Raw genomic sequence first — 25,229 nt, 5'->3', positions numbered from 1 at the left:
GTTCAGAAATCCGAGGCAGGAAAGGGATGGGCGAGAAGCAGCGCGCGGCCGCTACCGAGCGAAACACGCAAGGTGCCCCGCACTTCGTTGGAAAGTGTCAGCGACGAGCCGAATGGCACATCGACGTTGTTTAGCGGCCACTTGGCGCCCGCTTCGGACAGGCCCGACAGTTCGGAAAACGCGAGCACGGAAAACAGCGTACCGTCGGCATAGTCGAAGCTTTTCGTACCCGGCAAAAGCGGATGCGCCTCCTGCCGGCCGCTGGTCAGCAGCACTTCCGTGCCAGCCTCGGCGAGCCGCAACGCCAGCGCAAGATGCAGAAAGGCGTGATCGGCGCGCGGGCCGCCAAAGGCACCGACGAGCACCAGCGATGTAGCTCCGCGATCGAGCGCCGCCGCGATCGCAAGCTCGCCGTCGGTCTTGTCCTTGTCCTGGGGAAAGGTTTCGCGCGGCAGACTGGCGAAGCGTTGATCGAGATCGGTGGGCACGGAATCGAAGTCGCCCAACCACAGTTCCGGCGTCAATTCCAGGGTGGTGGCGTGGCGAATGCCGGCGTCAGCCGCGATCACCCGGCGGCCGGCGACCTGACGGTCGAGGCGCGGTGTACGGAAAAGCTCTCCACCGAGGAGTATGGTGAACCGGGTCATGGCAAGCGCATTACCAGTCCGACAGCCGAAACGGAAGGCCGTGACATGGTCCGTGGCCGGCAAACTACCGCTTGCGTGGCCTGCCTCACGGCCCTATTTGTGGAACCGCTCTAACGGGGTGCCTGACGCGTTCACACGCGCTGGCTGAGAGGCATGGGGAATCCAGCCAACCCGCTGAACCTGATCCGGTTTGTACCGGCGGAGGGATTAGATGCTTCGGACGCCCGGCGCTTCAAATTCCCTTTCAACACCAATGAAGGAGGCGCCGATGCGCTCGCTCGTCCTGTCCCTGTCTTCCGCACTGGCACTCGCTGCCGCTGCCTTTCCGGCCGCCGCCGAAGGCAAGCTCACCGTCTACACCTATGAAAGCTTCACATCGGAGTGGGGTCCCGGTCCGCAGGTCAAGAAGGCCTTTGAAGCCGAATGCGGCTGTGAGGTCGACTTCGTCTCGGTTGCCGATGGCGTTGCCCTGCTCAACCGCGTCAAGCTCGAAGGGGCCTCGACCAAGGCCGACATCGTGCTCGGCCTCGACACCAACCTGACCGCCGAGGCGAAGGCCACGGGCCTGTTCGTGCCGCATGGCGCAGCAGGCGCCGACGTCAAGGTTCCCGGCGATTGGAAAGACGACACCTTCGTGCCTTACGACTACGGCTACTTCGCCGTCGTCTACGACACCGAGAAGCTGAAGAACCCGCCCAAGAGCCTGAAGGAACTGGTCGAGGGCAACCCGGAAGAAAAGATCGCCATCCAGGATCCGCGCACCTCGACGCCGGGCCTCGGCCTGCTGCTGTGGGTCAAGTCGGTTTATGGCGACAAGGCTCCTGATGCCTGGGCCAAGCTCAAGGGCCGCGTGCTGACGGTGACGCCAGGCTGGAGCGAAGCCTATGGCCTGTTCACCAAGGGCGAAGCGCCGATGGTGCTGTCGTACACTACCTCGCCGGCCTACCACATGGTCGCCGACAAGTCGGAGCGCTACCAGGCGGCCTCCTTCGAGGAAGGCCACTATCTGCAGATCGAGGTCGCCGGCATCACGACCACGGGCGCCAAGAACCCGCTGTCGGAGAAATTCATGGCCTTCATGACCAGCCCCGGCTTCCAGGACGTCGTGCCCGAGACCAACTGGATGCTGCCTGCCGGCAAGACCGACAAGCCGCTCGACCCCGCCTTCGACAGACTGGTCAAGCCGTCCAAGACACTGTTGTTCAGTGCCGACGAGGTCGCTGCCAACCGCAAGGCCTGGGTCGACGAGTGGCTCAACGTGATGAGCAAGTAAGGCGTTTTGTCGGAGATTCTTCAGGCATGACTGCGCTGCCCCTCATCCGCCTGCCGGCACCTTCTCCCCGTGAACGGGGAGAAGGGACAAGCGGCAACGCCGCCGCCCCCCTCGCCCCATTTACGGGAAGAGGGTAAGGGTGAGGGGCAGCGCAACCTTGACCAAAACGACCGTCGACCCTCGCATTCTCGCAGGCATCGCGGCACTCACTGCCATCGGCCTGCTGATCGGTGGCGCCTTTGCCGGCCTGGGCGTGGAGGCCGCGCGCAACCCTGAAGGTGCGGCAGCAGCTTTCGACGGTTACCTCTTCCGCGTCGCCCGCTTCACGCTTTGGCAGGCGCTGCTATCGACTTTGCTTTCGGTCGCTCCCGCGATCCTCGTCGCACGGGCCTTGTCGCGGCACCCGATCTTTCCAGGCCGTGGGGTGATCCTTCGCCTGTTTGCCGTACCGCTGGCGCTGCCCGCAATCGTCGCGGCGCTTGGCATCCTGTCGCTCTATGGCCGCGCCGGCTATTTCGCCGAACCGCTGACGGCTCTGACCGGGGGCACCTGGCCCGGCATCTACGGCCTTTCGGGCATCCTTGTTGCCCATGTCTTCTTCAACCTGCCGCTGGCGACACGACTGATACTGGAAGCACTGCAGACTGTGCCGGCAGACCAGTGGCGGCTGGCGAGCCAGCTCGGCATGGGCGCGCGAGCAAGCTTTCGCCTGATCGAATGGCCGGCAATACGCGCGGCACTGCCCGGCATCGCCGGACTGGTGTTCATGCTCTGCATCACCTCTTTCACCATCGTCCTGACACTCGGCGGCGGACCGGCGGCAACGACACTGGAAGTGGCGATCTACCAGGCGCTGCGTTTCGACTTCGATCCCGCCCGCGCGGTCGCCCTCACCCTTCTCCAGATCGCACTCACCGCCGTAGTGGTCGTTGCCTTGATGCGGCTCGGCGCCAACACGACCGGCGACGCCAACCTGCCGGTGGCGGGTCGCAACTACATCCAGGCGAGCGCTGGCGAAAAGGCATTCAACATCGCGGTGATCCTGCTTGCCCTTGTCTTCGTCGGCGGCCCGATGCTGGCGACCGTCGCCTCCGGCCTTGAGGCCGATCTCGCGCGCCTCGCCGGCGAGGCATCGGTGCAACATGCGACGCTGACCAGCATCGTGCTGGCGACGCTGTCGGCGACGCTGGCCGCCGTACTGGCTTTGTCGTTGGTCATGGCACGCCGGGCATTGGCCGGCAGCAGGCAGAGTGGCAAGATATCGCTGCTCGAACGGTTCACCGACACGGGCGCAGGTTTCGTGCTGGTCGTACCGCCGATCGTCATCGGCGCGGGCTGGTTCGTGCTGGTGCGCCAGTCGGTCGATGTGTTTGCGCTGGCGCCGTTCATGGTCGTCACCGTCAACGCGATCATGGCGATGCCTTTTGCCGTGCGTGCCGTCCGCCCGGCATATGATGCGGCGAGCGAACGTCACGAAAGGCTTTGCGCCCAACTCGGTATTTCCGGCTGGAACAGGCTGCGGCTGATCGACTGGCCGGGGCTGCGCCGCCCCCTTGCCACGGCCTTCGCCTTCGCCATGGCGCTGTCGCTTGGCGATCTCGGCGTCATTGCCCTGTTCGGCAGCGACGCGGTGCAGACCTTGCCTTATCTTCTGCTCTCCCGCATGGGCAGCTACCGCACCGACGATGCTGCGGGGCTGGCGCTGATGCTTGGGCTTTTGTGCCTTGCCCTGATGATGCTCGCCGACCGGCTGGGGAAAGAGACTTCGAAATGACCTCGACCAATGCGGCGGTACGCCTCGAGCATGTGGTGTTCAGCTACAGCGACACCATGGTGCGCTTCGACGTCAATTTCGTGCCCGGCGAGATCACCGCGATCATGGGGCCGAGCGGTGCCGGCAAGTCGACGCTGCTCAACCTCGTCGCCGGCTTCGAGATTCCACGCGAAGGCCGCGTGCTGATCGGCGATGCGGATGTAACCTCGCTCCCACCAGCCGGCCGGCCGGTGTCGATGGTGTTTCAGGAAAACAATCTCTTCGCCCATCTCGACGTTGCCAAGAATGTCGGTCTTGGGCGTTCGCCAGCGCTGCGGCTGAGTGCGTCCGACAGACACGACGTTGCCACGGCGCTCACGCGCGTCGGCCTTGCCGGCATGGAAAACCGCCTGCCCCGCGAACTCTCGGGCGGCGAACGTCAACGCGTCGCGCTTGCACGCGTGCTTGTACGTGATCGCCCGATTCTGTTGCTGGATGAACCCTTTGCCTCGCTTGGACCAGCGTTGCGGGCCGACATGCTGGACCTTTTGGCCAGCGTCCAAGCAGAACGCCGCATGACCGTGCTTTTCGTGACACACCAGCCCGAAGACGCGCGAAAACTCGCCGAAAACATGGTTTTCGTTGAGTTCGGCACGGTGGCGGCGACGGGAAAGACTGATGATTTCTTTGGCAATTCTGGACCTGATGGGTTCCGACACTATATCGGCAGTGAACGGCAATGAGACGATCACGCCGAGTTGCCCGGAAGCGGACATAATTTACAGCCAAATCGCCACATTGGCGGTAATGGCCTTATTGTATTGGCATGCTGAGTCTGGCTACGTCCTCGGACGCAGGCCGGCTGCTTCGCCCGCCACCAAAGGAATTTGAAAGGACGCGAGCTCTGCCCATCTGCCGCGACGTACTGATCGAGACGAGAACGACCCGCTACGCGCGACTAGCCATCGCCGTAGCGCTGTCGGCGTTCGTCTCCGGTTGCCAGATGCTCAACACGTCAGACATTCGCGAATCCGGTTTCCAGCCGTCCAACAATCCGGTGACCGTCGACAACGTCACCCGCAACGACAAGCTTGCCGAGATCGCCAAGGCCCAGCATCCGCGCATCCTGGCAACCTATGGCGGCGAGTATTCCGATCCCAAGCTGGAACGCATGGTGGCCAAGGTGGTCGGCAGCCTGACCACGGTGTCGAGCAACCCGAACCAGACCTACCGCATCACCATCCTCAATTCGCCCAACGTCAACGCCTTCGCGCTTCCAGGCGGCTATCTCTACGTCACGCGCGGGCTCCTGGCGCTGGCCAATGATTCGGCCGAGCTGGCAGCCGTCATCTCGCATGAGATGGGTCACGTCACCGCCAATCACGGCATCCAGCGCCAGCAGAAGGAAGCCGAGGAAGTGTTGGCGACCAAGGTCGTCACCGACGTACTCGGCGAAAGCCCGACGGCCAAGGCTGCACTCATCCGAGGCAAGCTCAGGCTCGCCCAGTTCTCGCGCAACCAGGAACTGGAAGCCGACGGCATCGGTATCAAGATGAGCGGACAGGCCGGCTATGATCCATTTGCCGCCGGCCGCTTCCTGCAGTCGATGGCCGCCTACGCCGACCTGCGCGCGGTCAGCGGCGCCACCGACGCCAGCCTCGACTTCCTGGCCAGCCATCCCAACGCACCGCAGCGCATCGACCTTGCCCAGCGCCACGCCCGCCAGTTCGGCGCGCCGGGCATAGGCACCCGCGACCGCGACTCGTTCCTCGCCGGCATCGACGGCCTACTTTTCGGCGACACGCCCGATGAAGGCTATGTCCGCGGAACGACCTTCATGCACCCCAAGCTGGGCATCTCGTTTTCGGTGCCTCAGGGCTTCATTATCGACAACACCGCAGCCGCCGTCACCGCAACCGGCCCTGACAATACAGCCATCCGCTTCGACGGCGTGACCATCGACTCCAAGCTGTCGCTTTCCGACTATGTCAAGAGCGGTTGGGTGGCTGGGCTCGATCCGGCAAGTGTGCGTGCTGAGAATATCAACGGCAACGACGCTGCTTTCGCGCGCGCCAGCGCCGAGGGCTGGCAGTTCGACATCGTGGTGATCCGCAACGGCGCGCAGGTCTATCGCCTGCTCACGGCAGCTCCCACCGCCAGCACGACGCTCGAAGGTATCGCCCGTTCGGTCAGTTCCAGCTTCCATGTCATGACGGCGGCAGAAAAGGCATCGCTCAGGCCGCTGCGCATCCGCGTCGTCACCGTCCAGCCGGGCCAGACAATGGGGTCGCTTGCGGCAAGCATGGTTGGCGTCGACCGAAAGCTTGATCTGTTCAGGGTGCTGAACGCGCTCGCGCCCGGCGCGACGCTGTCGGCCGGCGACAAGGTCAAGATCGTCACCGACAGGTAGTGGTCAGGCGGCAAGGAACGCCGAGTTTTGCCGCACCAGGGCCAACCTCAACTTCTCCATCGCCCTGGTCTCGATCTGGCGAACCCGCTCCTTGGAGATACCAAGAGAAGTGCCGAGTTCTTCGAGCGTCGCGCCCTCTTCCGTCAGCCGACGCTCTTCGATGATCTGCAACTCGCGTGCGTTGAGGACGCCAAGCGCGTCGTGCAGCCAACCAGAGCGCCGCTCGACGTCGATTGCCTCTCCGACGAGTTCATCCGGCAGGGGAGCATCCGACACGAGAAGATCCATGCGCTCACCGGCATCGCCGTCATCACTGAGCGGCGCGTTGAGCGATGTGTCGGGCACGGACAGGCGCATGTCCATCATCGCGACATCGGCTTCAGATACGCCAAGTGCCACTGAGATTTCCTGGTAGGCTGAGCTGTTGCCGAGCGGTCCCGCGCCTTGAGCGAGACGGGCGCGCATGCGGCGCAAGTTGAAAAACAGGGACTTCTGGGCCGAACTGGTGCCTCCCCTGACGATCGACCAGTTGCGCAGAATGTAATCCTGCATCGAGGCACGGATCCACCAGGTGGCATAGGTAGAGAACCGTACTTCTCGCTGGGGATCGAAACGCGCCGCCGCTTCGAGCAGGCCGACATGTCCTTCCTGGATGAGGTCGCCCATGGGCAGACCGTAGCGCCTGAACTTGACCGCCATGGCGATGACCAGGCGCATATGGGCTGTGGTGATGCGGTTGAGCGCGTCCTGATCGTGCTGTTCTTTCCAGCGGATCGCCAGTTCGAGTTCTTCGCCACGCTCCAGATAAGGTGCCCGCGATGCGGCCCGCAACATCATCTGTTCGCCAGACAGTCCCGCCCGGTCCATATACATGCTTCGCCCCTTGTCTCGTGAGCAAGTCGGGCGCATCGCGATAGGGCGCTGCCCGCAAGGTTATTAACGCGGCATTTCGGCGAATGTTCCCGCAGCTTGCCGCGGCCTCGGCCGCTGTAGATTCATATTCTCAAATAGTGCCATGATTGAAATTTCATTCCTTATCTTTGCCGCGGGCTTCTGACAGATTGCACCCAATCACAACGCACCGGCTGTTTGGCCGGCACAATTTCGGGATCACATTAAATGAACTGGTTGAAATCGCTGGCCGTTGCCGCAACGCTTCAGATTGCTGCCGTCGGAGCTGGCCATGCCGGTGAAAATCTCAATGAGATCAAGGCCGCCGGCGTGCTCAAGATCGGCACCGAAGGCACCTATGCGCCCTTCACCTATCACGACGCGTCGGGAGCCCTGGTCGGCTTCGACGTCGAGATCGGCCGCGAGGTCGCCAAGCGCCTCGGCGTCAAGGCCGAGTTTCTCGAAGGCAAGTGGGATGGCCTGATCGCCGGCATCGACGCCAAGCGCTACGACGCCGTCATCAACCAGGTCGGCATCACCGAGGCCCGTAAGGCGAAGTACGACTTCTCCGAGCCCTACATTGCCTCGAAGGCGGTCCTGATCGTCAGCGGCAAGAACGAGGACATCAAGGGCTTCGCCGACCTCAAGGGCAAGAAGTCGGCCCAGTCGCTGACCAGCAATTTCGGCAAGATCGCCGAGGCCAATGGTGCCGAGCTCGTCGGCACCGACGGCTTCGACCAGTCGATCCAGCTGGTGCTCAACGGCCGCGCCGACGCCACGATCAACGATTCCCTGTCCTTCTTCGACTTCAAGAAGCACAAGCCCGATGCCGACGTGAAGATCGTCGCCGAAGAAGCCAAGGCCGATGTCTCCGGCATCATCGTGCGCAAGGGCGAGCCCGAGCTCGTCGAGGCGATCAACAAGGCGCTCGCCGAGATCAAGGCCGACGGCACCTACAAGAAGATTTCGGAGACGTATTTCGGCGCGGACGTCTCGCAGTAACCACATCGCTTGCCAGGCGGCGGGCGGGCAGTCCGTCGCCTGACAGGCGCTCATTTCTTCACCTCTCATTTTTCCCATGAACTTGCCCGGAAAATCTGCGATTTTCCGGGCAAGTTCTGTCGTGGGGAGGGAGCAATTATCTTGCCACATTGGCTGCAACTAATGCTGGAGTCGCTCGGCCCCCTGTTGTGGGCAGCACTCGTCTTCACCGCGCCGCTGACACTCCTGTCGTTCGCCTTCGGCCTCACCGTCGGGCTTGGTGCGGCACTCGCTCGTCTGTTTGGACCGTCGTGGCTATCGGCGATCGTGCGATTCTATGTCTGGATCATCCGTGGCACGCCGCTTCTGGTGCAGCTGTTCCTGATCTTCTACGGATTGCCCAGCGTCGGCATCGTGCTCGACGCCTTCCCCGCCGCCCTGATCGGCTTCACCCTCAATGTCGGTGCGTACTCCTCGGAAATCATCCGCGCCGCGATAGGCTCGGTAGCCAAGGGGCAATGGGAAGCGGCCTATTCGATCGGCATGACCTGGTCGCAGGCGATGCGCCGCACGATCCTGCCGCAAGCAATGCGCGTTGCCGTACCACCGCTGTCCAACACCTTCATCTCGCTGGTCAAGGACACCTCGCTTGCCGCCGCCATAACGGTGCCGGAGATGTTCCAGGCAGCCCAGCGTATCGTCGCAACCACCTATGAACCGCTGATCCTCTATGTTGAGGCGGCCATTCTCTATCTCGCGATGAGTTCGGTGCTGTCGTCGCTGCAGGTCAGGCTTGAAAAGCGGCTCAACCGCTATGGCGGCTTCCTGGAGGCACGGACATGATCGGGCTCTCCCACATCATCAAACGCTTCGGCGACAACACCGTGCTCAAGGACGTGTCGGTCGACATCAAGGAAGGCAGCGTGACCGCCCTTGTCGGTCCTTCGGGCGGCGGCAAGAGCACGCTTTTGCGCTGCATAAACCTGCTTGAGATCCCGACCTCCGGCAGCGTGCGCATCGGCAACGACACTCTTGAGTTCAGCCCGGACATCAAGGTCCCAACCAAGGCGATCCAGCAACTGCGTCGCCAAACCGGCATGGTGTTCCAGAACTTCCAGCTGTTTCCCCATCGCACGGCAATCGAAAACGTCATGGAAGGCCTGGTGACCGTGCTGAAATGGCCGGAAGCCAAGGCGCGCGAACGGGCCCTGTCGCTGCTTGAAAAGGTCGGCATGGCACACAAGGTAGATGCCTGGCCTGCGACGCTGTCAGGCGGCCAGCAGCAGCGCGTGGCGATCGCTCGCGCGCTCGCGCCGCAGCCACAGGTGCTGTTGTGCGATGAACCGACGTCGGCACTCGACCCCGAGCTTGCGCAGGAGGTGGTCGACGTCCTCGGCCAACTCGCGCGAGAGGGCACGACCATGGTGATCGCGACACATGATCTGCGCCTGGCGTCCAAGATCGCGCATGAGGTGGTTTTTCTGGAAGCGGGTGTGGTCGTCGAAAAAGGCCCGGCAAGCGAGGTCTTCTTCAATCCTGCCCATGAACGCACCAGGCGCTTCATCGCCACCATCACGCATCAGCATGGCGGGGGCGGCGAAGGATAACCTCTGCGGCTGTTCATCGAACAAAAAACCCGGCCAATGGCCGGGTTTTTCGTAATCTCAGGGCAAGGCGAGGTCAGGCAGCTTCTTCCTGCTCTTCGGCTTCCTCGTTGTCGGCCTTGGTGCCGCGCTTCGGACCCTTGTTGAGGTTGGTCTCGATAAGACGGACTGCCTCGGTTTCCGACAGGCGATTGACGGCCGCGAGTTCGCGCGCCATGCGGTCGAGCGCTGCTTCATAAAGCTGGCGCTCGGAATAGGACTGCTCCGGCTGATTGTCGGCGCGGTAGAGGTCGCGAACGACTTCCGCGATCGAGATCAGATCGCCGGAATTGATCTTCGCATCATATTCCTGCGCGCGACGCGACCACATCGTCCGCTTGACGCGGGCACGGCCCTGCACGACCTTCAATGCACGCTCGACATAGTCGGTTTCAGAAAGCTTGCGCATGCCGATGGAGGTCGCCTTGGCGACCGGCACCTTGAGGCGCATCTTGTCTTTCTGGAAATCGATCACGAAAAGCTCAAGCTTGTGTCCCGCCACTTCCTGCTCGTCGATCGATACGATCTGCCCGACGCCATGCGCCGGATAGACGATATACTCGCCGGTCTTGAAACCGTGACGTGCTGCGGATTTCTTCTGCGGGATGGAAGTTGCCATACGCCCTGAACTCCTTCTTGTAACACCGGCCCGCCGAGGCCGGCTGAACGAGGATGGTCACTAACGCGACCTTGTGCCGCACGACATTCGACCCCCAACCGGAGAGCTTGGACCGGCAAACCGCTAAAGCAGCGGCCTCCGGGCCAGATTACTCAGGTCCGAATTGGGGTTGTCACCTTTCAGTGATTTAGGCTTCGCGCCATAGATCGACGTTGTGTCATCGGCATGTTGATCTAGCCCTAACACAAAAAGTCGGAAGAATCAAGATTTTGGTGGATACGCCAAGGTGTTGCCGCGTCAAGACTCGGCAGCGGACTCAATCGAACGATCTACCGCCTCCTGGAGCAGTGCTCTCTCAGTTACCTTCGCCAGGTTCCGCCGAAAAGTACTTCTCGAACTTGCCTGGTACGCCGTCGAATTCCTTGGCGTCGGCAGGGGGCTCTTTCTTGGCCGTGATGTTGGGCCATTTTTCAGCATATTCGGTGTTGACCTGCAGCCACTTGTCGAGGCCCGGCTCTGTATCGGGCTTGATCGCGTCGGCCGGGCATTCCGGTTCGCAGACGCCGCAATCGATGCACTCGTCCGGATGGATGACGAGCATGTTCTCGCCTTCATAGAAGCAGTCGACCGGACAAACTTCGATGCAATCCATGTATTTGCATTTGATGCAATTGTCAGTGACGACATAGGTCATGGCAGGCTCCGGGACTTCCCGTATTTTGTATCTTTGTCGGTGAGGTAGCCCCTTTACAGGCCTCTTGCAAGGGCGGCCATTGCGCGCAGAACGCTGCTGGAGGAACGCAATTCTCAACTTGATTGCGGCAACTCGAACGCCTTTGCGTCATTCGCTGCGCAGACGGTCCGTCGCGCGTCGTTCTTTCTTGGTGGGGCGGCCGCTCCCGGCCTCGCGCAGCGGCGGCCTCGCGTCGGGTGGAGCCTGGTCCTTGGGCGTGGGAGCAGGCGAGATATCCTCGTAGAGCTTGCGCGCCTCTTCGGCGGGGCCGCGTCGCTCGCCCGGCGACAGCACCTTATAAACCAGGATGCGGCGGTCGAGCGTGATTGTCAGCACGTCGCCCGTCTTGACGATGTCGGAAGCCTGGCTGAGCTTCTGGCCGTTGTTCCTGACGCCGCCCGATTGAGCGAGCTTTGCGCCCAGCGAGCGCGACTTGACCGCGCGCGAGAAGAACAGCCACTTGTCGATGCGCTGTCTTCCCTCGCCGGCCAAGGCGCTTACTTCTTGAGCTGGTCGCGCAGCGCGGCGAGCTTGGCGAAGGGCGAATCGGGATCGATCCGCACCGGACGCTCTTCGCGCGGCTTCGGCTGGAAGGCTGATTTGCCCTTGAAGCCGCCGCGATCGCCACCGTGCTTGTCGCCACCCGGGCGCTCGCCACGGCCGCGATTTTCTGGACGCTCGCCCTGCGGCTTGCCGCCAGGCTTGCGATCGAAGCGCGGACGGCCGCCATCACGGCCTTCACCACCTTCACGTCCAGCACCGCGATTGCCCTCGCCCTGACGGGCGGCGGGAGCACCGGCAGCACGCTGATCGCGATAGCCGCCGCGCGAACGGTTGTCCTGGCGGTGACGCGGGCGCTGTTCGAAGCGGCCCTGACGCCACAACAGGATCGGCTTGGGCTCTTCGGCGGCCTCATCAGCCACAGCCGGAGTTGCTTCGGCGATAGCAGCTTCAGGGGCAACCGGCACCGACTCGGCAACAACCTCGGCAGCCACTTCAACCGAAGTCTCTGCAACCGCAGGTTCGGCCACGGCCTCTGCCTGCTCGGCAACCGCCTCGGATCCCTGCTCGACCTGTTCGATCTCGGGCGCCTGCTCGGCGACGTCGGAAGCAACTTGCTCAGTGGCTTGGGCCGCCTCGACGAAGGGCTCGGCGGAGACTTCCGCAGCTTCGCTGCCGGCAGCCGACTCGGCCGCTGCTGCCGCCTTTGCGGCCTGGGCCTTGGCCAAGGCTTCGCGGGCAGCGGCGTCGATCGTTTCGAGCTTTTCCTTGACCTCGCCAGCCGGCTTCGGCTCGGCGCGATAGCCGAGACCCTTGAGGATCTCTTCCATGTCGTCGCCGGTGGCGCCGAGGATCGACATCATCTGCGGCGTGACGATGAACGAGCTGCCGTCATAAGCACCGTCGGGACGCGCGCCCACGCCCTGCTTCCAGGCAAGTGCCGGGCGGATAAGGTCGGCGAGGCGCTCAAGGATGTCGACGCGCACGGCGCGACGGCCGAGATTGCGGAAACCAGCGAGCTTGTAGAAGGTCTTGTCGAAAGTCTGGTCGATGACGACGGAGGTGCGTCCGGCGGCAAGCGCATGCACGACATCGCCGAAGCCCGCCTTGTCCTTGCCGTCATTCTTGAGCGCCCAAAGCAGCGTCACCAAGCCTGCCGGAGCCGGCTTGATCAGCGCAGGCACGAAGACATGGTAAGCGCCGAAGCGCACGCCGAGCCGGCGAAGTGACGCACGACCTTCCTGATCGAGCGACTTCACCTCTTCGGCGATGTCGCGGCGATTGATCAGGCCGAAATTCTCGACCAACTGAAAGGCTATGCCACGGCCGATGCCGGAAAGCTGCTCGGCGGCCTTGAGATCGACGAGCGGCTTGAGCAGCGACTCTACCTGGAAATTGACGAAACGTTCTGCGCGCGCCGCGACCTTGTCGCGTGCCGGGCCAGTCAGCTGCTCGTCGGCAAGCAGGATGACGCGCGGCTTGAGCGCGTCCTCGCCTTCGACCAGCGTGCCGATCGGTGCGCCGATCCAACGCAGCACGCCATCGGAGCCGAGCGCGATGTCGCCATTGGGCGAAGCCGAGAAACGCTCAGCTCGGGAATCGAATTCCGTGGCCAGCGCCTTTTGCGCTGCCGTGCGCACGGCCTTGGCGTCCTCTCCGCCAGCGCTCTGGTCGGCGGTGAAACGGAACCCTTGCAGTTCGCCGACGTGGTGACCCTCGACGAGGACGGTTCCGGACGGGCTGATTTCGGCTTCAAGCATAGTGTTTTCTCTAAGGCGGCGCATGAGGACGGAAGTCCTGCGGTCTACAAAGCGTTTCGTCAACCGTTCATGCAGTGCATCGGACAATCTGTCTTCGATGTCGCGTGTTTTTTCTTGCCAGTGTGCCGGATCGGCAAGCCAGCCAGGGCGGTTGGAGACAAAAGTCCAGGTTCGGATCTGGGCGATGCGATGCGAAAGCGTGTCGATGTCGCCCTCGGTAGAATCGGCACGACGCACCTGCTCGGCCATGTAGTTCTCATCGACATGCCCGCGACGAGCCAGATCGTCATACATCGAGGCGATGAGATCTGCGTGCTGGGCCGGCGCGATCCTGCGGTAGTCGGGCAACGCGCACGTCTCCCACAGAAGGGCGACACGCTCCCGACTGGTGGCAAGCGAACGGATGTTTTCATCGCGCGAAAGATGCTCCAGCGCCTGGGCGTCGACCGCCGGCAGCGCGCGCGTCAGCCCTTCGACGGGTGCCACTGTGTCGATCGAGCGCTTGAGCGCATCCAGGCTGGCGAAGTCGAAGGAGGCCGTGCGCCATTGCAGCACCTTCACCGGATCGAAATCATGCCCCTCGATCTTCTCTATCAACTCCTCGTCGAACGGATCGACCTGGCCGGTGACGCCAAAAGTACCGTCGCGCAGGTGGCGGCCGGCGCGGCCGGCAATCTGGCCGAGTTCGGCTGCGGTGAGCTGGCGATACTGATAGCCGTCGAACTTGCGGTTCTGGGCAAAGGCGACATGGTCGACATCGAGGTTGAGTCCCATGCCGATGGCATCCGTTGCGATGAGATAGTCGACATCGCCGGATTGATAGAGCGCGACCTGGGCGTTGCGCGTACGCGGGCTCAACGCCCCGAGCACCACGGCCGCACCGCCTTGCTGGCGCCTGATCAGTTCGGCGATGCCGTAGACCTCGTCGGCGGAGAAAGCGACGATGGCCGAACGGCGCGGCAGCCTCGTCAGCTTCTTTGAGCCGGCATAGGCGAGATGCGAAAGCCGTGGCCGGGTCACCACCGACACGCCCTTCAGCAGGCGTTGCAGGATGCCGTGCATGGTGGCGGCACCGAGCAGCAGCGTCTCCTGTTTGCCGCGCAGATGCAGGATGCGGTCGGTGAAGATATGCCCGCGCTCGAGATCGCCGGCGAGCTGAACCTCGTCGATCGCGACGAAAGCGGCGTCTGTCTGACGCGGCATCGCCTCGACCGTGCAGACGGAATATTTCGCACCCGCCGGCAGGATCTTCTCCTCGCCGGTGACGAGCGCGACCTTGTGGGCGCCGACCTTTTCGCAAAGCCTGCCATAGACCTCGCGGGCCAGCAGCCTGAGCGGAAGGCCGATGATGCCGCTTTCATGCGCGACCATGCGCTCGATGGCGAGATGCGTCTTGCCGGTATTTGTCGGCCCCAAAACCGCCGTGACATCGCGGCCCGACAGGATCAGCGGATCATTTTGCTTGGAGTGGACATTCATTCTCGGGAACCGCCCTCGGCGCCGGGCCCATCCGGCGTTGCGCCGCCTGTGGCGACTGGTGGACACATAGGGATTTGTAGGCCGAAGCGAAAGCAGAATGTTCCATATTTAAGAGTTGGAACGAGTCTGGAACGAATCAGCGACGAATCACTGACTCCGGCTGATTCAGGTTTTGTTCACCCCAACATGTTGATTTCCAGCCGACAGACCGCACCACATGCAGATTCTCTAAAGTGACGGCCTCATGCTTTGGCGCATGGCCGTTAACTTTTGCTGGCAAGGCACCGGGACACCTCGGCCACCTCTTCGCAAAATAATGATTTTGTTGATGTTTCCTACCGGCCGGTTAACTGGCCGAGCGATTGCGGACGACGTTTCGTTAAGATTTGAACCAAATACGGAACGAACGGGCTACGAATCACTGATAGGATAAGTTTCCTGATTTGTTCACCACTAGATGTTGTGTCCAATCCTGCTAATCCACCGATTATCCACTTGCCACGCACAGATCAGTGCACAGCTCCTCCACAGCTCCGTTAATTTTTGCGTGCCATACCGGTACACCGTCGGCTTGGTCAAAATACCTGTGATTGCATACCCCAAGGGTAATTACACCCATTGCGCCCGGCTTTGGGCCATGCCTCCATCTGCGGGTTGAGTCTGCGCGGCGGGGGTTGCCCAGACGGGTCCGTCGAAAATGCGGTGCGCGCCGCAGGTCCGCAATATTGGAGGGGGATATGATGACCAAACGGCTATTCGCCGAGTTTCTCGGCACATTCTAGCTCGTCTTTGGCGGCTGCGGCAGCGCCGTGCTCGCAGCCGCGTTTCCTGAACTCGGCATCGGCTTTGCCGGTGTTGCGTTGGCGTTAGGCCTCACGGTCCTGACCATGGCTACGCGGTGGGCGGCATTTCCGGCGGCCACTTCAACCCGGCGGTCTCTGTCGGCCTGATGGTGGCCGGCCGCTTCGAGAGCAAGAACCTGCTGCCCTATGTCATCGCCCAATTGGTTGGCGCGATCCTCGCATCGACGGTGCTTTACCTCATCGTCAGCGGCAAGGCCGACTTTGCCGGCATCGGCGGCTTCGCAACCAATGGCTACGGCGATGCTTCGCCCGGCAAGTTCAGCCCGGCGTCGGCACTGATCATCGAAATCGTGCTGACCTTCCTGTTCCTGATGATCATCCTGGGCTCGACTCATGGCCGCGTGCCCGCAGGTTTCGCGCCCCTGGCCATTGGCCTCGCGCTGACCTTGATCCACCTGATCTCGATCCCGGTGACCAACACGTCGGTCAACCCTGCCCGCTCGACCGGCCCGGCTCTGTTTGTCGGCGGTGTCGCTTTGCAGCAGCTTTGGCTGTTCTGGGTCGCTCCGATTGTTGGCGCCGCATTCGCCGGCATTGTTCGCAAGACGATGCTGGAAAAAGACTGAACCCTAGCGATAAGACACATGGAAACGGCGCCTTTCGGCGCCGTTTCTTTTCAAGCCAGCAGATTGCCGACTACCCGGCGAAATACTGCCCGCCATTGGCGGTCAGCGTGGCCCCGGTGATGAAGCCGGAATCCTCCGACGCCAGGAACACCACGCAGCGCGCGATCTCCTCCGGCTCGCCCAGGCGACCGACCGGAATCTGCGCAATGATCGACTCGCGCACTTTTTCCGGCACGGCCATGACCATGTCGGTGCCGATATAGCCCGGGCAGATGACGTTGACGGTAATGCCGGCGCGCGCGCCCTCTTGGGCTAGTGCCTTGGTGAAGCCGATGTCGCCAGCCTTCGACGCCGAATAATTGGCCTGGCCTGCCTGGCCTTTCTGACCATTGATCGAGGAGATGGTGACGACACGGCCGAACTTGCGGTCGCGCATGCCGCTCCAAAGCGGGTGGGTCATGTTGAAGACGCCATGCAGATTGGTGTCGATGACTTCCTTCCACTGTTCGCGCGTCATCTTGTGGAACATCGAGTCACGCGTGATGCCGGCGTTGTTGACCAGCACCGACACCGGCCCGAGATCGGCCTCGACCTGCCTGATGCCCGCCTCGCAGGCGTCGTAGTCGGCGACCGACCATTTGTAGACCGGAATGCCCGTCTCCGCCTTGAACTTCTGTGCCGCTTCGTCATTGCCGGCGTAATTGGCAGCGACGGAATAGCCAGCCTCCTTCAGGGCGATTGAAATCGCAGCGCCAATGCCGCGCGATCCTCCGGTGACGAGTGCAACCTTGCTCATGCGTTTCCCCTTTTCTGCTGCTGGATGAAGTGCCCTTGCGACAGGCTTTTAGAGACGAAAAGGGCGGCACATTGGCCGCCCTTTTTCTTTTCGGTCTACATCGTCTCGACACACATCGCGACGCCCATGCCGCCGCCGATGCACAGGGTCGCGAGACCCTTCTTGGCGCTGCGTCGCCGCATCTCGTAGACCAGCGTGTTGAACACGCGCGCACCCGAAGCGCCGACAGGATGACCGATCGCAATCGCGCCGCCATTGACGTTGACGATCGCCGGATCCCAGCCCATGTCCTTGTTGACCGCGCAGGCCTGCGCGGCAAAGGCTTCGTTGGCCTCGACCAGGTCGAGATCGCCGACCGACCAGCCAGCTTTTTCCAGCGCCTTGCGCGAAGCGGGGATCGGGCCGGTGCCCATGATCTGCGGATCGACACCCGCGGTCGCCCACGAAACGATACGCACGAGCGGGGTGAGGCCGCGGCGCACGGCTTCTGCTTCGGTCATCAAAACGACAGCAGCAGCGCCGTCATTGATACCAGATGCGTTGCCAGCGGTGACAGTGCCTTCCTTGTCGAAGGCGGGCTTCAGCTTGGCGACCGAGTCCATGGTGGCGCCGTGACGGATGTATTCGTCCTGGTCGACGATGGTGTCGCCTTTGCGCCCCTTGATGGTGACGGACACGATCTCATCGGCGAAGCGACCGGCCTTCTGCGCGGCCTCGGCCTTGTTTTGCGAGGCAACCGCGAACTGGTCCTGCTCGTCGCGCGTAAGCTGCCACTGGCGGGCGACGTTCTCGGCGGTGTTGCCCATGTGGTAGCCGTAGAAAGCGTCGGTCAGGCCGTCCTTGATCATCGTATCGATCATCTTGAAGTCGCCCATCTTCACGCCGCCGCGCAAATGCTGGCAATGCGGGGCCATCGACATCGATTCCTGGCCGCCGGCGACGATGATCTTGGCGTCGCCCATGGCGATCTGCTGCATGCCGATCGCGATGGTGCGCAGGCCCGAGCCACAAAGCTGGTTGAGACCCCAGGCGGTCGCCTCCTGCGGAACGCCTGCGGCCATCGCGGCCTGGCGGGCCGGGTTCTGGCCGGCACCTGCTGCAAGGATCTGGCCGAGGATGACCTCATCGACTTCCCTGGGATCGACACCCGCGCGGGCTAGCGCCTCCTTGACGGCGATGGCGCCCAATTCATGTGCCGGGGTGTTGGCAAAGGCGCCGTTGAAGGAGCCGACCGGCGTGCGGGCCGCGCTGGCAACGACGATGGAGGATGAGGCGGACATGTTTCTCTCCAGACTTCGTGAGACGAATGGTTGTTGCGCGTCGAAGACGTTGGCGCTCATGACTTTTCTTGCCCGTTCCAGGACCCGAGTCAAACCGGAAAATCGCAGGGCGGCCAATGCTGCAGCCGCAGTGCAGCAATGCTGCGCAGCATTTTTTTGCCGGCACCAGGCCGGCTCGCGTTCTTGCACTGCACAAACCGCTTGGATTTGCGATTGCTTTGCGCTTATCTTCCTGACTGGCGAAATGTTACCGGCTGCTTACATGGCATACCGGTCTTCCGGGGGAGGATGCTGATGGCTGCTAAAGACACGCCGATCGTAATCAAGAAATACGCCAACCGCCGGCTCTACAATACCGGCACGAGTACTTACGTCACGCTCGAGGACCTGGCCGAGATGGTCAAGAAGGGCGAAGAGTTTACCGTTCAGGATGCCAAGACCGGCGAAGACATCACTCATCCGGTACTGACCCAGATCATCTTCGAATTGGAGAACAAGGACGGCCAGAACATGCTGCCGATCCCGTTCCTCAGGCAACTGATCTCTTATTATGGCGACCAGATGCAGATGGTCGTGCCGAGCTTCCTCGAGCAGTCGATGCTTGCCTTCTCCAAGGAGCAGGAGCGTTTCCGCGAGCAGATGAAGTCGGCCTTCGGCAAGACGCCGATGGACATGATGAAGGGCGCAACGCCGATGAAAGCGCTGGAGGAACAGACGCGCCGCAACATGGAGCTGTTCCAGAACGCGATGCGCATGTTTACCCCCTTCCCGGCGCCCGGCACGGGGGCCGCACCTGCCGAACCGGCCAAGAACGAAGCTTCTGAGAAGCCGAACGAGCTCAAGGAGCTCAAGGAACAGCTCGCCGCGATGCAGCGGAAAATCGATTCGATGGGATAAGTCGCCGTCGACCCGAGGTCGCCGCAAGCCCGTTGCCAGGCCATCCGAGCGTCGAACGCCCGGAGCGTCCGCAAAGGGCCGGAGAGCCTCGCCAAATCCCAAGGTGAAATCGAGACTTCAAGATCCAGGGCTGGAAAAGCCCCCTCTCCCACCCATTCAGGTAAGGCAGTTTCAACCGGATGCAGGGTTTGCCCGGCATCCCAAGCGTGCTTGCTATGCACGTATCAACAGGAGAACCAACCATGACCGAACTGACTTTGGCCAAGGCCAACGCCGTCATCGCCACAGCGCTTGCGCTGGGTGCGGAAAAGAACTTCAAGCCGCTCGGCGTGGCGGTTCTTGACGCAGGCGGCCACCTGCTCGCCTTCCAGCGCCAGGACGGCTCGCCCTTCATCCGCGCCGAAGTCGCCTCCGGCAAGGCCTATGGCGCGCTCGCCGTCGGCTCAAGCTCGCGGGCCCTTGGCGTTGCCGCTGTCGAGCGTCCGCACTTCTTCCAGGGACTTTCAGCTGTATCGGGCGGCAAGATCGTGCCGGTGCCGGGCGGCGTGCTGATCCGCAACAAGAATGGCGACGTGCTGGGCGCGGTCGGCATTTCGGGCGATACGTCGGACAATGACGAGCTGGCTGCCATAGCCGGCATCGAAGCCGCCGGTTTCGTCGCGAAAGTCTAAGCCTTTGCGCATCCAATGTGTGCGCAAAGCTACTCGCGGTCGAACATGACGTCGCGGCTGGCGGAACGGAGCGAAACCGAAAAGCCGGCCAGAACGTCGATCAAAGCCACGACCATCAGCGTGAAGAAGACCGAGTGCGCGGCCCCGCGCACCAAAAGGAATTCGACCAGGAAAGCGACGAAGACGAACGTCGACAACAGATGGTCGACCACCGAGGCGCTGCTTGTGCGCGTCGACTTCACGATCTCCACGAAAAGCAGGAGCAAGGCGACGACTATCAACAGATCGCCGAGCGTCAGCGTGAAGACCCCACCCGACATCATGTTGAGCGAGAGGATTTCGTTCGCCCAGGGATCGCCAGCAGGCCCAGCGCCGAACAGGCCGGCCAGGCCGATATTGAACAGGATGAAAGGGATGATCAGAAGGGGAATGCCCGCGAGCATGGACCAGTCTCCGCGTTGCGCCGGTCTCTTCTAGAATCTCCGGCCATCCTGGCGTCAAGAGATTCGTTATCCATCCAGACACGCAAAAAGAAAGGACCGGCTGGCCGGTCCTTTCTCAATACGCTTGCGGAGGAAAAGCTGCTTAGCTTTCCTTCGGCGTCAGAACCTGGCGACCGCGGTACATGCCGGTCTTCAGGTCGATGTGGTGCGGGCGGCGCATTTCGCCGGAATTCTTGTCCTCGACATAGGTCGGGGCCTTCAGCGCGTCTGCCGAGCGGCGCATACCGCGCTTGGACGGGGAGGTTTTTCGTTTAGGAACAGCCATGGATATACTCCACCAATCGGTCAAATGACCCTGTCCGCCCTCGTGAAAGGGCCGCATTCAGGGCCGGAAACTGAGAAAGTTGGCGAGCCTATACACGGCGAAAGCTGGCTTGACCAGCCCGAAGCGACTCTTTTTTCGGTCTCGTGGATACGAGCTTAGTCCAGACACTGGACGTAAGCGCCAGCCTTGGCAGCGCGGCGCTCAATGACCGAGGCGAGCCGCTTGAGCCCGGGGCCCGGCTTGGCGGGATTGCGCGCGGCCGGATTTGGCAAGGTAACGGCGAGTAGTGCGGCCTGGCGCCGGGAAAGCTGGCTCGCCGGCTTGCCGAAATAGTGCTGGGAGGCCGCCTCGATGCCGTAGATGTTGGGGCCCCATTCGGCGATGTTCAGGTAGATTTCCATGATGCGCCGCTTGGGCATGAGCGCATCGAAATAGACCGCAAGCGGCAACTCGACCACCTTGCGCAGGAAAGAGCGGCCATTCCACAGATAAAGGTTCTTCACCGTCTGCATCGGAATGGTGGAGGCGCCACGAGTCGGCTCGCCCTCCAGCGCGTCGCTGATAACGCCCCTCAACTCGCCAAGATCGACTCCCCTGTGGGAGCAGAACTGCCCGTCCTCGGACATGATCACCGAGTGCGCCATGACCGGTGCGATATCGTCCAGTGGCACCCATTGCCGGTCATAGCCTTGCAGGGTGATGAGATCCTTGATCATCAGCGTCGAGATCGGCCGGACGAAGGGCGGCAGGTACAGTATGGTCAGCACGATGGGCAGCGCTGCCATGGTCGCGGCAATCAGCGCGCCGAGCCGCACCCAGCGGCGCAGGCCTCCACGCGAGAAGCCCCCGCGCCGTGCAGCTGCCATCTCCAGCCCTTCGGTTTCCGGCTCTATGATCGGTTCGGCCAACCCGCCCGCCCTTGTCTGTCAGCCTTTCGGCATAAAGGCGCTTGGCTTCTTGCGCAACGTCTGACTGTCGGCTACCGCTCGCCGCCATGACAATCGACAGCGATATCATGTTCGAAACCGCCCTTCGCATACGAGCCGACGCCGTTGAGGCTGAGCTCCGGCAATTGCTCGGCGAGCGCATCCTAACGGGCGAAATCACCCGTCCGGAACATTTGATGGCGGCGATGCGCCACGGCGCACTCAACGGCGGCAAGAGGCTCAGGCCGTTCCTGGTGCTGGAGAGCGCCGCACTATTTGACGCCGACGGTGAAGCAGCGCTTCGCGTTGCAACAGCTCTCGAATGCGTGCATTGCTACTCGCTGATCCACGACGACCTGCCCGCGATGGACGACGACGACCTGCGCCGAGGCCAGCCTACGGTGCACAAGGCTTTCGACGAGGCGAGCGCGATCCTGGCCGGGGACGGGCTGTTGACCCACGCTTTCGACATCATTGCCGACGAGGCGACGCCGCTGCCGGCGGAACGGAAGGTAGCCCTGGTGCTCGCGCTCGCACGTGCTGCCGGCCCGGGCGGCATGGTCGGGGGGCAGGCGCTGGACCTAGACGCCGAACGCAACAAGCCCGACGAGGCCGGAATCATCCGCTTGCAGGCCATGAAGACCGGCGCGCTGATCCGCTTTGCCTGCGAGGCCGGAGCAATGCTGGCCGGTGCCTCCACCGATGAGCGCGAACGGCTTGCCGAGTTCGGCTCGGCGATCGGCCTTGCATTCCAGCTCGCCGACGACCTGCTCGACCTCACCGCCGATGCCCAGACAATGGGCAAGGCAACCGGCAAGGACGTGGCCGCCGGCAAGGCAACGCTGGTTTCGCTGCACGGAGCCGACTGGGCCCGCGCCCAACTCTCAGGCCTGGTCAGCCAGGCTCATGACTTGCTCGAGCCCTTCGGCGAAAGCGCCATCATGCTTAAGGCGGCAGCCAGTTTTGTTGCCGAGCGCAACAGCTGATTCCGCTGAGAACCCGCGGACAATCCCCAGAACGACTTCCGGCCCAGTACGATCTGCGGGTCAGAAACTCTTAATGTTAATGGTGTCTATTCCGGCTCTGTAAAATTGTGCGTATGTGTTTGGGGTTGCGCATGCCGGAGCACTCGTCCTTCATCCGTTCGATACGGATCAGATACCTGTCGGGTCTGTTGATCTTCGCGCTTACTTCCATGGTCGTCATGGTTGCCTTCAGCCAGGGCAATTCCTACCGGCGCGATGTCGATAGCATTGCGTCGGAGCTAGCGTCTTTTGCCCGCGAGCTGCGCAACGCCACCAATTTCGCCGAAACGACACCCACCGCCTGGCGCCCTGAAACCCAAGAGGCGCTCGCGATTGCCGGACGCAACCACGCAGCACGCCTCGAGGCCGGCATCGAGGCCCTGACCGACACGATCAATTCGGTACGCCCGCAGCTGTCGGAAAAGTCGCAGCGCGAACTCGACAGTGCCTCGGTCAACGGCGACCTTTTCTGGTCGGCGCGTGACATCGCCCGCAACCTGGGTGCACTGGCCACGGCCCAATCCCCCGACGAGTGGAGCTCGCGCGAAATCCGCAATCAAAACGACCTGTTCGCGCAGCCGATGCTGCTGCGCGCCAGCAGCGCGATGGCAAACGAGCGCCGATATGCCGAGGCGCGCAGCGACCGGCTGCTGATGGCCGCCACCGCCTTGCTCGTCCTGGTGATCGGCGGCGTCGCCGTGTGGGTGTTCCGGCCCATGGAACATGCCATCCGCCGCGCCTTCGCCGAAAGCGCAGAATCGCTGTCGAAGGCCGAAGCCGCCGACCGCGCCAAATCGGAATTCCTCGCCAATATGAGCCATGAAATCCGCACGCCGATGAACGGCGTGCTCGGCATGGCCGAGCTTTTGGCGCGTACGGACCTGACCCCACGACAGACGACTTTCACCGACGTGATCGTGAAGTCTGGCAACGCCTTGCTCACCATCATCAACGACGTGCTCGACTTCTCCAAGATCAATGCCGGTCAGCTGACGCTTGACCCTGCCCCCTTCCATCTCGGTGAGGCTGTCGAGGATGTCGCGACGCTTATCTCAGCGCGTGTCGCCGAAAAGAACCTCGAACTCATCGTCCGTGTCGATCCGCGCCTGCCGAGCCATGTGGTTGGCGACGTCGGCCGCTTCCGCCAGATCGTCACCAATATGCTCGGCAACGCGGTGAAGTTCACCGAACGCGGCCATGTACTTGTCGACGTTACGGGTGAACTCATCGACGACACGGTATCGCTCAAGGTCTGCGTGGAAGACACCGGCATCGGCATTCCCTCGGACAAGCTGAGAAGCGTGTTCGAAAAGTTCGCCCAGGTAGATGGCAGCTCGACCCGTCGCCACGAGGGCACCGGTCTCGGCCTCGCCATCGCCGCGCGCCTCGTCGACTTGATGAGCGGCCAGATTGGCGTCGAGAGCGAACTCGGCAAGGGCTCCGTGTTCTGGTTCACCGCCATGCTGCCAAGGCATGAAGCGCAGCAGACAACCGGCATGGTGCCCGTCGATGTCACCGGAGCGCGCGTCCTGGTCATCGACGACAACCCGGTCAACCGCGAAATCCTGCTCGAACAGCTGAAAAGCTGGGGCTTTGACTGCGCTGCCGCCGAAAGCGGCGCTATCGGTCTTGCCTTCCTGGACCGCGCGGCCCAGCTCGGCGCCAGCGTCGATTGTGTCATCCTCGACTACCAGATGCCGGGCATGAACGGCGCCGATGTTGCCAAGGCGATTGCCGCCGACAGCCGCATCTCGTCAATCCCGGTAGTGCTGCTGACTTCGGTCGACCAGGTCGATTTCTCGCGCATGGTGCTTGATTTTGGCATCTCGGCCCATCTGACCAAGCCGGCACGATCGGCGGTGCTGCTCGGCACGGTGATTGCGGCGGTGCAGAAGGCCCGTTCGCAGGCTGGCCGGATGGAATTCGTCCGCGAGCCGGTTCGTCACGCATCGCCTGCATTCACCGTCATCCGTGGCCCCGCGCAGGCGCCCGTTGCCCATCCGGAGCCGGCGCCCCTGCAAGGCGGAGGGCTGGACGTGCTGGTGGCCGAGGACAACGAGGTCAACCAGCTCGTCTTCGGCCAGATCCTTTCCGGGCTTGGTCTCAGCCATCGCATTGCCGGCAACGGCCGCACGGCCGTGGAGATGTACCGCACCTTCAAGCCCAAGCTTGTCCTGATGGATGTTTCGATGCCCGAGATGAACGGCTACGAGGCAACCCGCGCGATCCGAGCCGAAGAAGCAGCCAGTGGCAGCCGTACGCCGATCATCGGCGTGACTGCGCATGCGCTCAAGGGCGACCGGGAAAAGTGCATCGACGCGGGCATGGACGACTATCTGCCCAAACCGGTGTCGCCGGACAAGCTTGGCGCCAAGATAGGCACCTGGTTGAGTGAGAGCGCGGAGCTTGTGCAGTCGGCATAAGGCCGCCGTATGGCTATGACTTTCTTATTTCTTGGGGCATTTGCCTCTCTCGAATACTGATGTCTGGGCTTTTACCTTCCTGACCGCGACCGGATGACGGCAACTTGCCGCTCCGGCGCGAACAAAAGGAAGACCCAGATGCTTCGCACCCAGATGCCGGACAGGTTCGTCAGCGCGCGGACGGTCGAAACCGCAAGTCCCCGGTCGGCAAACGACCATAGCCCGGTCAGGGGCCAGACCGAACCCTTCATGTTTACCCGCCTGTTTTTCGTCACCGGCCTGCTTTTGGGCGGGCTGGCGCTTGCCGCGATGCTTTCAAGCTGA

The 25,229-nt window shown here is 62.5% G+C and carries 23 protein-coding genes, 1 pseudogene and 1 riboswitch; of the genes and pseudogenes, 13 read left to right on the top strand and 11 right to left on the bottom strand.

What is annotated here, in order from left to right; all coding sequences use genetic code 11:
* Window positions 1–2: 2 nt before the first annotated feature.
* Window positions 3–647 (bottom strand): thiamine diphosphokinase, encoded by a 645-nt coding sequence (locus tag C8K44_RS03805; protein WP_109574399.1) that lies wholly within the window; start codon window positions 645–647, stop codon window positions 3–5.
* Between the two features lie 104 nt (window positions 648–751).
* A riboswitch (TPP riboswitch) is annotated at window positions 752–871 on the top strand.
* Between the two features lie 44 nt (window positions 872–915).
* Between C8K44_RS03805 and thiB the strand changes: the two genes are divergently transcribed.
* From thiB to C8K44_RS03785, 4 genes are all read left to right on the top strand, one after another.
* Window positions 916–1,920, top strand: a complete 1,005-nt coding sequence (thiB, locus tag C8K44_RS03800; RefSeq protein ID WP_109574459.1) for a thiamine ABC transporter substrate binding subunit — start codon at window positions 916–918, stop codon at window positions 1,918–1,920.
* Window positions 1,921–2,077: 157 nt separating this feature from the next.
* On the top strand, window positions 2,078–3,694 hold the full coding sequence (thiP, locus tag C8K44_RS03795; protein ID WP_245417350.1) for a thiamine/thiamine pyrophosphate ABC transporter permease: 1,617 nt from the start codon (window positions 2,078–2,080) through the stop codon (window positions 3,692–3,694).
* Window positions 3,691–4,416, top strand: a complete 726-nt coding sequence (gene thiQ / locus C8K44_RS03790) for a thiamine ABC transporter ATP-binding protein (RefSeq protein WP_109574397.1) — start codon at window positions 3,691–3,693, stop codon at window positions 4,414–4,416. The genes thiP and thiQ overlap by 4 nt, the downstream gene beginning before the upstream one ends.
* A gap of 260 nt (window positions 4,417–4,676) precedes the next feature.
* On the top strand, window positions 4,677–6,083 hold the full coding sequence (locus C8K44_RS03785; protein WP_245417355.1) for a M48 family metalloprotease: 1,407 nt from the start codon (window positions 4,677–4,679) through the stop codon (window positions 6,081–6,083).
* 3 nt (window positions 6,084–6,086) lie between these two features.
* Here C8K44_RS03785 and C8K44_RS03780 read toward each other — a convergent pair whose 3' ends face one another.
* Entirely contained in the window at window positions 6,087–6,956 is an 870-nt protein-coding gene (locus C8K44_RS03780) for an RNA polymerase factor sigma-32 (protein ID WP_109574396.1), read from the bottom strand.
* A gap of 246 nt (window positions 6,957–7,202) precedes the next feature.
* Here C8K44_RS03780 and C8K44_RS03775 point away from each other — a divergent pair, with 246 nt between their 5' ends.
* From C8K44_RS03775 to C8K44_RS03765, 3 genes are all read left to right on the top strand, one after another.
* Window positions 7,203–7,976 (top strand): amino acid ABC transporter substrate-binding protein, encoded by a 774-nt coding sequence (locus C8K44_RS03775; RefSeq protein WP_109574395.1) that lies wholly within the window; start codon window positions 7,203–7,205, stop codon window positions 7,974–7,976.
* A gap of 141 nt (window positions 7,977–8,117) precedes the next feature.
* Window positions 8,118–8,798: an amino acid ABC transporter permease gene (locus C8K44_RS03770; protein WP_109574394.1), complete on the top strand. Its 681-nt coding sequence runs from the start codon at window positions 8,118–8,120 to the stop codon at window positions 8,796–8,798.
* The gene (locus tag C8K44_RS03765) at window positions 8,795–9,562 is read left to right on the top strand and encodes an amino acid ABC transporter ATP-binding protein (RefSeq protein ID WP_109574393.1); all 768 of its coding nucleotides are present in this window, start codon (window positions 8,795–8,797) and stop codon (window positions 9,560–9,562) included. The genes C8K44_RS03770 and C8K44_RS03765 overlap by 4 nt, the downstream gene beginning before the upstream one ends.
* A 73-nt stretch (window positions 9,563–9,635) precedes the next feature.
* On the opposite strand, the gene C8K44_RS03760 is transcribed toward C8K44_RS03765, so the two are convergent.
* The 4 genes from C8K44_RS03760 to C8K44_RS03745 form a co-directional block, all read right to left on the bottom strand.
* A complete protein-coding gene (locus C8K44_RS03760; protein ID WP_109574392.1) occupies window positions 9,636–10,217 on the bottom strand; it encodes a CarD family transcriptional regulator in 582 nt (193 codons plus the stop codon).
* Window positions 10,218–10,572: 355 nt separating this feature from the next.
* Window positions 10,573–10,911, bottom strand: a complete 339-nt coding sequence (fdxA, locus tag C8K44_RS03755) for a ferredoxin FdxA (protein ID WP_109574391.1) — start codon at window positions 10,909–10,911, stop codon at window positions 10,573–10,575.
* A gap of 147 nt (window positions 10,912–11,058) precedes the next feature.
* Window positions 11,059–11,442 carry an RNA-binding S4 domain-containing protein gene (locus C8K44_RS03750; RefSeq protein WP_109574390.1) on the bottom strand — a complete coding sequence of 128 codons (384 nt, stop codon included), beginning with the start codon at window positions 11,440–11,442 and terminating at the stop codon, window positions 11,059–11,061.
* A gap of 5 nt (window positions 11,443–11,447) precedes the next feature.
* Entirely contained in the window at window positions 11,448–14,690 is a 3,243-nt protein-coding gene (locus tag C8K44_RS03745) for a helicase-related protein (RefSeq protein ID WP_109574389.1), read from the bottom strand.
* A 740-nt stretch (window positions 14,691–15,430) separates the two neighbouring features.
* On the opposite strand from C8K44_RS03745, the pseudogene aqpZ reads away from it, so the two are divergent.
* Window positions 15,431–16,119, top strand: a pseudogene (gene aqpZ, locus C8K44_RS03740) (aquaporin Z).
* 70 nt (window positions 16,120–16,189) lie between these two features.
* On the opposite strand, the gene C8K44_RS03735 reads toward aqpZ, so the two are convergent.
* Entirely contained in the window at window positions 16,190–16,915 is a 726-nt protein-coding gene (locus tag C8K44_RS03735) for a beta-ketoacyl-ACP reductase (protein ID WP_109574388.1), read from the bottom strand.
* 95 nt (window positions 16,916–17,010) lie between these two features.
* Window positions 17,011–18,195 (bottom strand): acetyl-CoA C-acetyltransferase, encoded by a 1,185-nt coding sequence (locus C8K44_RS03730; protein WP_109574387.1) that lies wholly within the window; start codon window positions 18,193–18,195, stop codon window positions 17,011–17,013.
* Between the two features lie 294 nt (window positions 18,196–18,489).
* On the opposite strand from C8K44_RS03730, the gene phaR reads away from it, so the two are divergent.
* Both phaR and C8K44_RS03720 read left to right on the top strand, forming a co-directional pair.
* Window positions 18,490–19,092: a polyhydroxyalkanoate synthesis repressor PhaR gene (gene phaR / locus C8K44_RS03725; RefSeq protein WP_109574457.1), complete on the top strand. Its 603-nt coding sequence runs from the start codon at window positions 18,490–18,492 to the stop codon at window positions 19,090–19,092.
* A 242-nt stretch (window positions 19,093–19,334) separates the two neighbouring features.
* Complete coding sequence (locus C8K44_RS03720; RefSeq protein ID WP_109574386.1) at window positions 19,335–19,763, top strand: heme-binding protein; 429 nt, start codon at window positions 19,335–19,337, stop codon at window positions 19,761–19,763.
* Window positions 19,764–19,792: 29 nt separating this feature from the next.
* On the opposite strand, the gene C8K44_RS03715 is transcribed toward C8K44_RS03720, so the two are convergent.
* The 3 genes from C8K44_RS03715 to mtgA all read right to left on the bottom strand — a co-directional run bounded on the left by C8K44_RS03715 (window position 19,793) and on the right by mtgA (window position 21,439).
* Window positions 19,793–20,206, bottom strand: a complete 414-nt coding sequence (locus C8K44_RS03715; protein WP_109574385.1) for a hypothetical protein — start codon at window positions 20,204–20,206, stop codon at window positions 19,793–19,795.
* A 142-nt stretch (window positions 20,207–20,348) separates the two neighbouring features.
* Window positions 20,349–20,531, bottom strand: coding sequence for a 50S ribosomal protein L32 (gene rpmF, locus C8K44_RS03710; RefSeq protein WP_008834724.1), 183 nt, complete (start codon window positions 20,529–20,531; stop codon window positions 20,349–20,351).
* A 155-nt stretch (window positions 20,532–20,686) separates the two neighbouring features.
* Window positions 20,687–21,439, bottom strand: coding sequence for a monofunctional biosynthetic peptidoglycan transglycosylase (mtgA, locus tag C8K44_RS03705; protein WP_245417349.1), 753 nt, complete (start codon window positions 21,437–21,439; stop codon window positions 20,687–20,689).
* Window positions 21,440–21,525: 86 nt separating this feature from the next.
* Here mtgA and C8K44_RS03700 point away from each other — a divergent pair, with 86 nt between their 5' ends.
* From C8K44_RS03700 to C8K44_RS03690, 3 genes are all read left to right on the top strand, one after another.
* Window positions 21,526–22,443, top strand: coding sequence for a polyprenyl synthetase family protein (locus C8K44_RS03700; RefSeq protein ID WP_109574384.1), 918 nt, complete (start codon window positions 21,526–21,528; stop codon window positions 22,441–22,443).
* A 131-nt stretch (window positions 22,444–22,574) separates the two neighbouring features.
* A complete protein-coding gene (locus C8K44_RS03695; RefSeq protein WP_109574383.1) occupies window positions 22,575–24,905 on the top strand; it encodes a response regulator in 2,331 nt (776 codons plus the stop codon).
* 138 nt (window positions 24,906–25,043) lie between these two features.
* Window positions 25,044–25,229 (top strand): hypothetical protein, encoded by a 186-nt coding sequence (locus tag C8K44_RS03690; protein WP_146203905.1) that lies wholly within the window; start codon window positions 25,044–25,046, stop codon window positions 25,227–25,229.

The organism is Aminobacter sp. AP02 (assembly GCF_003148805.1).
Lineage (GTDB): Bacteria > Pseudomonadota > Alphaproteobacteria > Rhizobiales > Rhizobiaceae > Aminobacter.
This window is presented reverse-complemented; position numbering and strand designations above follow the sequence as displayed.

Bases quoted from the DNA above. Each gene is read 5' to 3' on its own strand.
- C8K44_RS03805 (WP_109574399.1), bottom strand. From the start codon at position 647: ATGACCCGGTTCACCATACTCCTCGGTGGAGAGCTTTTCCGTACACCG.
- thiB (WP_109574459.1), top strand. From the start codon at position 916: ATGCGCTCGCTCGTCCTGTCCCTGTCTTCCGCACTGGCACTCGCTGCC.
- thiQ (WP_109574397.1), top strand. From the start codon at position 3,691: ATGACCTCGACCAATGCGGCGGTACGCCTCGAGCATGTGGTGTTCAGC.
- C8K44_RS03785 (WP_245417355.1), top strand. From the start codon at position 4,677: ATGCTCAACACGTCAGACATTCGCGAATCCGGTTTCCAGCCGTCCAAC.
- C8K44_RS03780 (WP_109574396.1), bottom strand. From the start codon at position 6,956: ATGTATATGGACCGGGCGGGACTGTCTGGCGAACAGATGATGTTGCGG.
- C8K44_RS03775 (WP_109574395.1), top strand. From the start codon at position 7,203: ATGAACTGGTTGAAATCGCTGGCCGTTGCCGCAACGCTTCAGATTGCT.
- C8K44_RS03765 (WP_109574393.1), top strand. From the start codon at position 8,795: ATGATCGGGCTCTCCCACATCATCAAACGCTTCGGCGACAACACCGTG.
- C8K44_RS03760 (WP_109574392.1), bottom strand. From the start codon at position 10,217: ATGGCAACTTCCATCCCGCAGAAGAAATCCGCAGCACGTCACGGTTTC.
- fdxA (WP_109574391.1), bottom strand. From the start codon at position 10,911: ATGACCTATGTCGTCACTGACAATTGCATCAAATGCAAATACATGGAT.
- C8K44_RS03745 (WP_109574389.1), bottom strand. From the start codon at position 14,690: ATGAATGTCCACTCCAAGCAAAATGATCCGCTGATCCTGTCGGGCCGC.
- C8K44_RS03735 (WP_109574388.1), bottom strand. From the start codon at position 16,915: ATGAGCAAGGTTGCACTCGTCACCGGAGGATCGCGCGGCATTGGCGCT.
- C8K44_RS03730 (WP_109574387.1), bottom strand. From the start codon at position 18,195: ATGTCCGCCTCATCCTCCATCGTCGTTGCCAGCGCGGCCCGCACGCCG.
- phaR (WP_109574457.1), top strand. From the start codon at position 18,490: ATGGCTGCTAAAGACACGCCGATCGTAATCAAGAAATACGCCAACCGC.
- C8K44_RS03720 (WP_109574386.1), top strand. From the start codon at position 19,335: ATGACCGAACTGACTTTGGCCAAGGCCAACGCCGTCATCGCCACAGCG.
- C8K44_RS03715 (WP_109574385.1), bottom strand. From the start codon at position 20,206: ATGCTCGCGGGCATTCCCCTTCTGATCATCCCTTTCATCCTGTTCAAT.
- rpmF (WP_008834724.1), bottom strand. From the start codon at position 20,531: ATGGCTGTTCCTAAACGAAAAACCTCCCCGTCCAAGCGCGGTATGCGC.
- C8K44_RS03700 (WP_109574384.1), top strand. From the start codon at position 21,526: ATGACAATCGACAGCGATATCATGTTCGAAACCGCCCTTCGCATACGA.
- C8K44_RS03695 (WP_109574383.1), top strand. From the start codon at position 22,575: ATGCCGGAGCACTCGTCCTTCATCCGTTCGATACGGATCAGATACCTG.
- C8K44_RS03690 (WP_146203905.1), top strand. From the start codon at position 25,044: ATGCTTCGCACCCAGATGCCGGACAGGTTCGTCAGCGCGCGGACGGTC.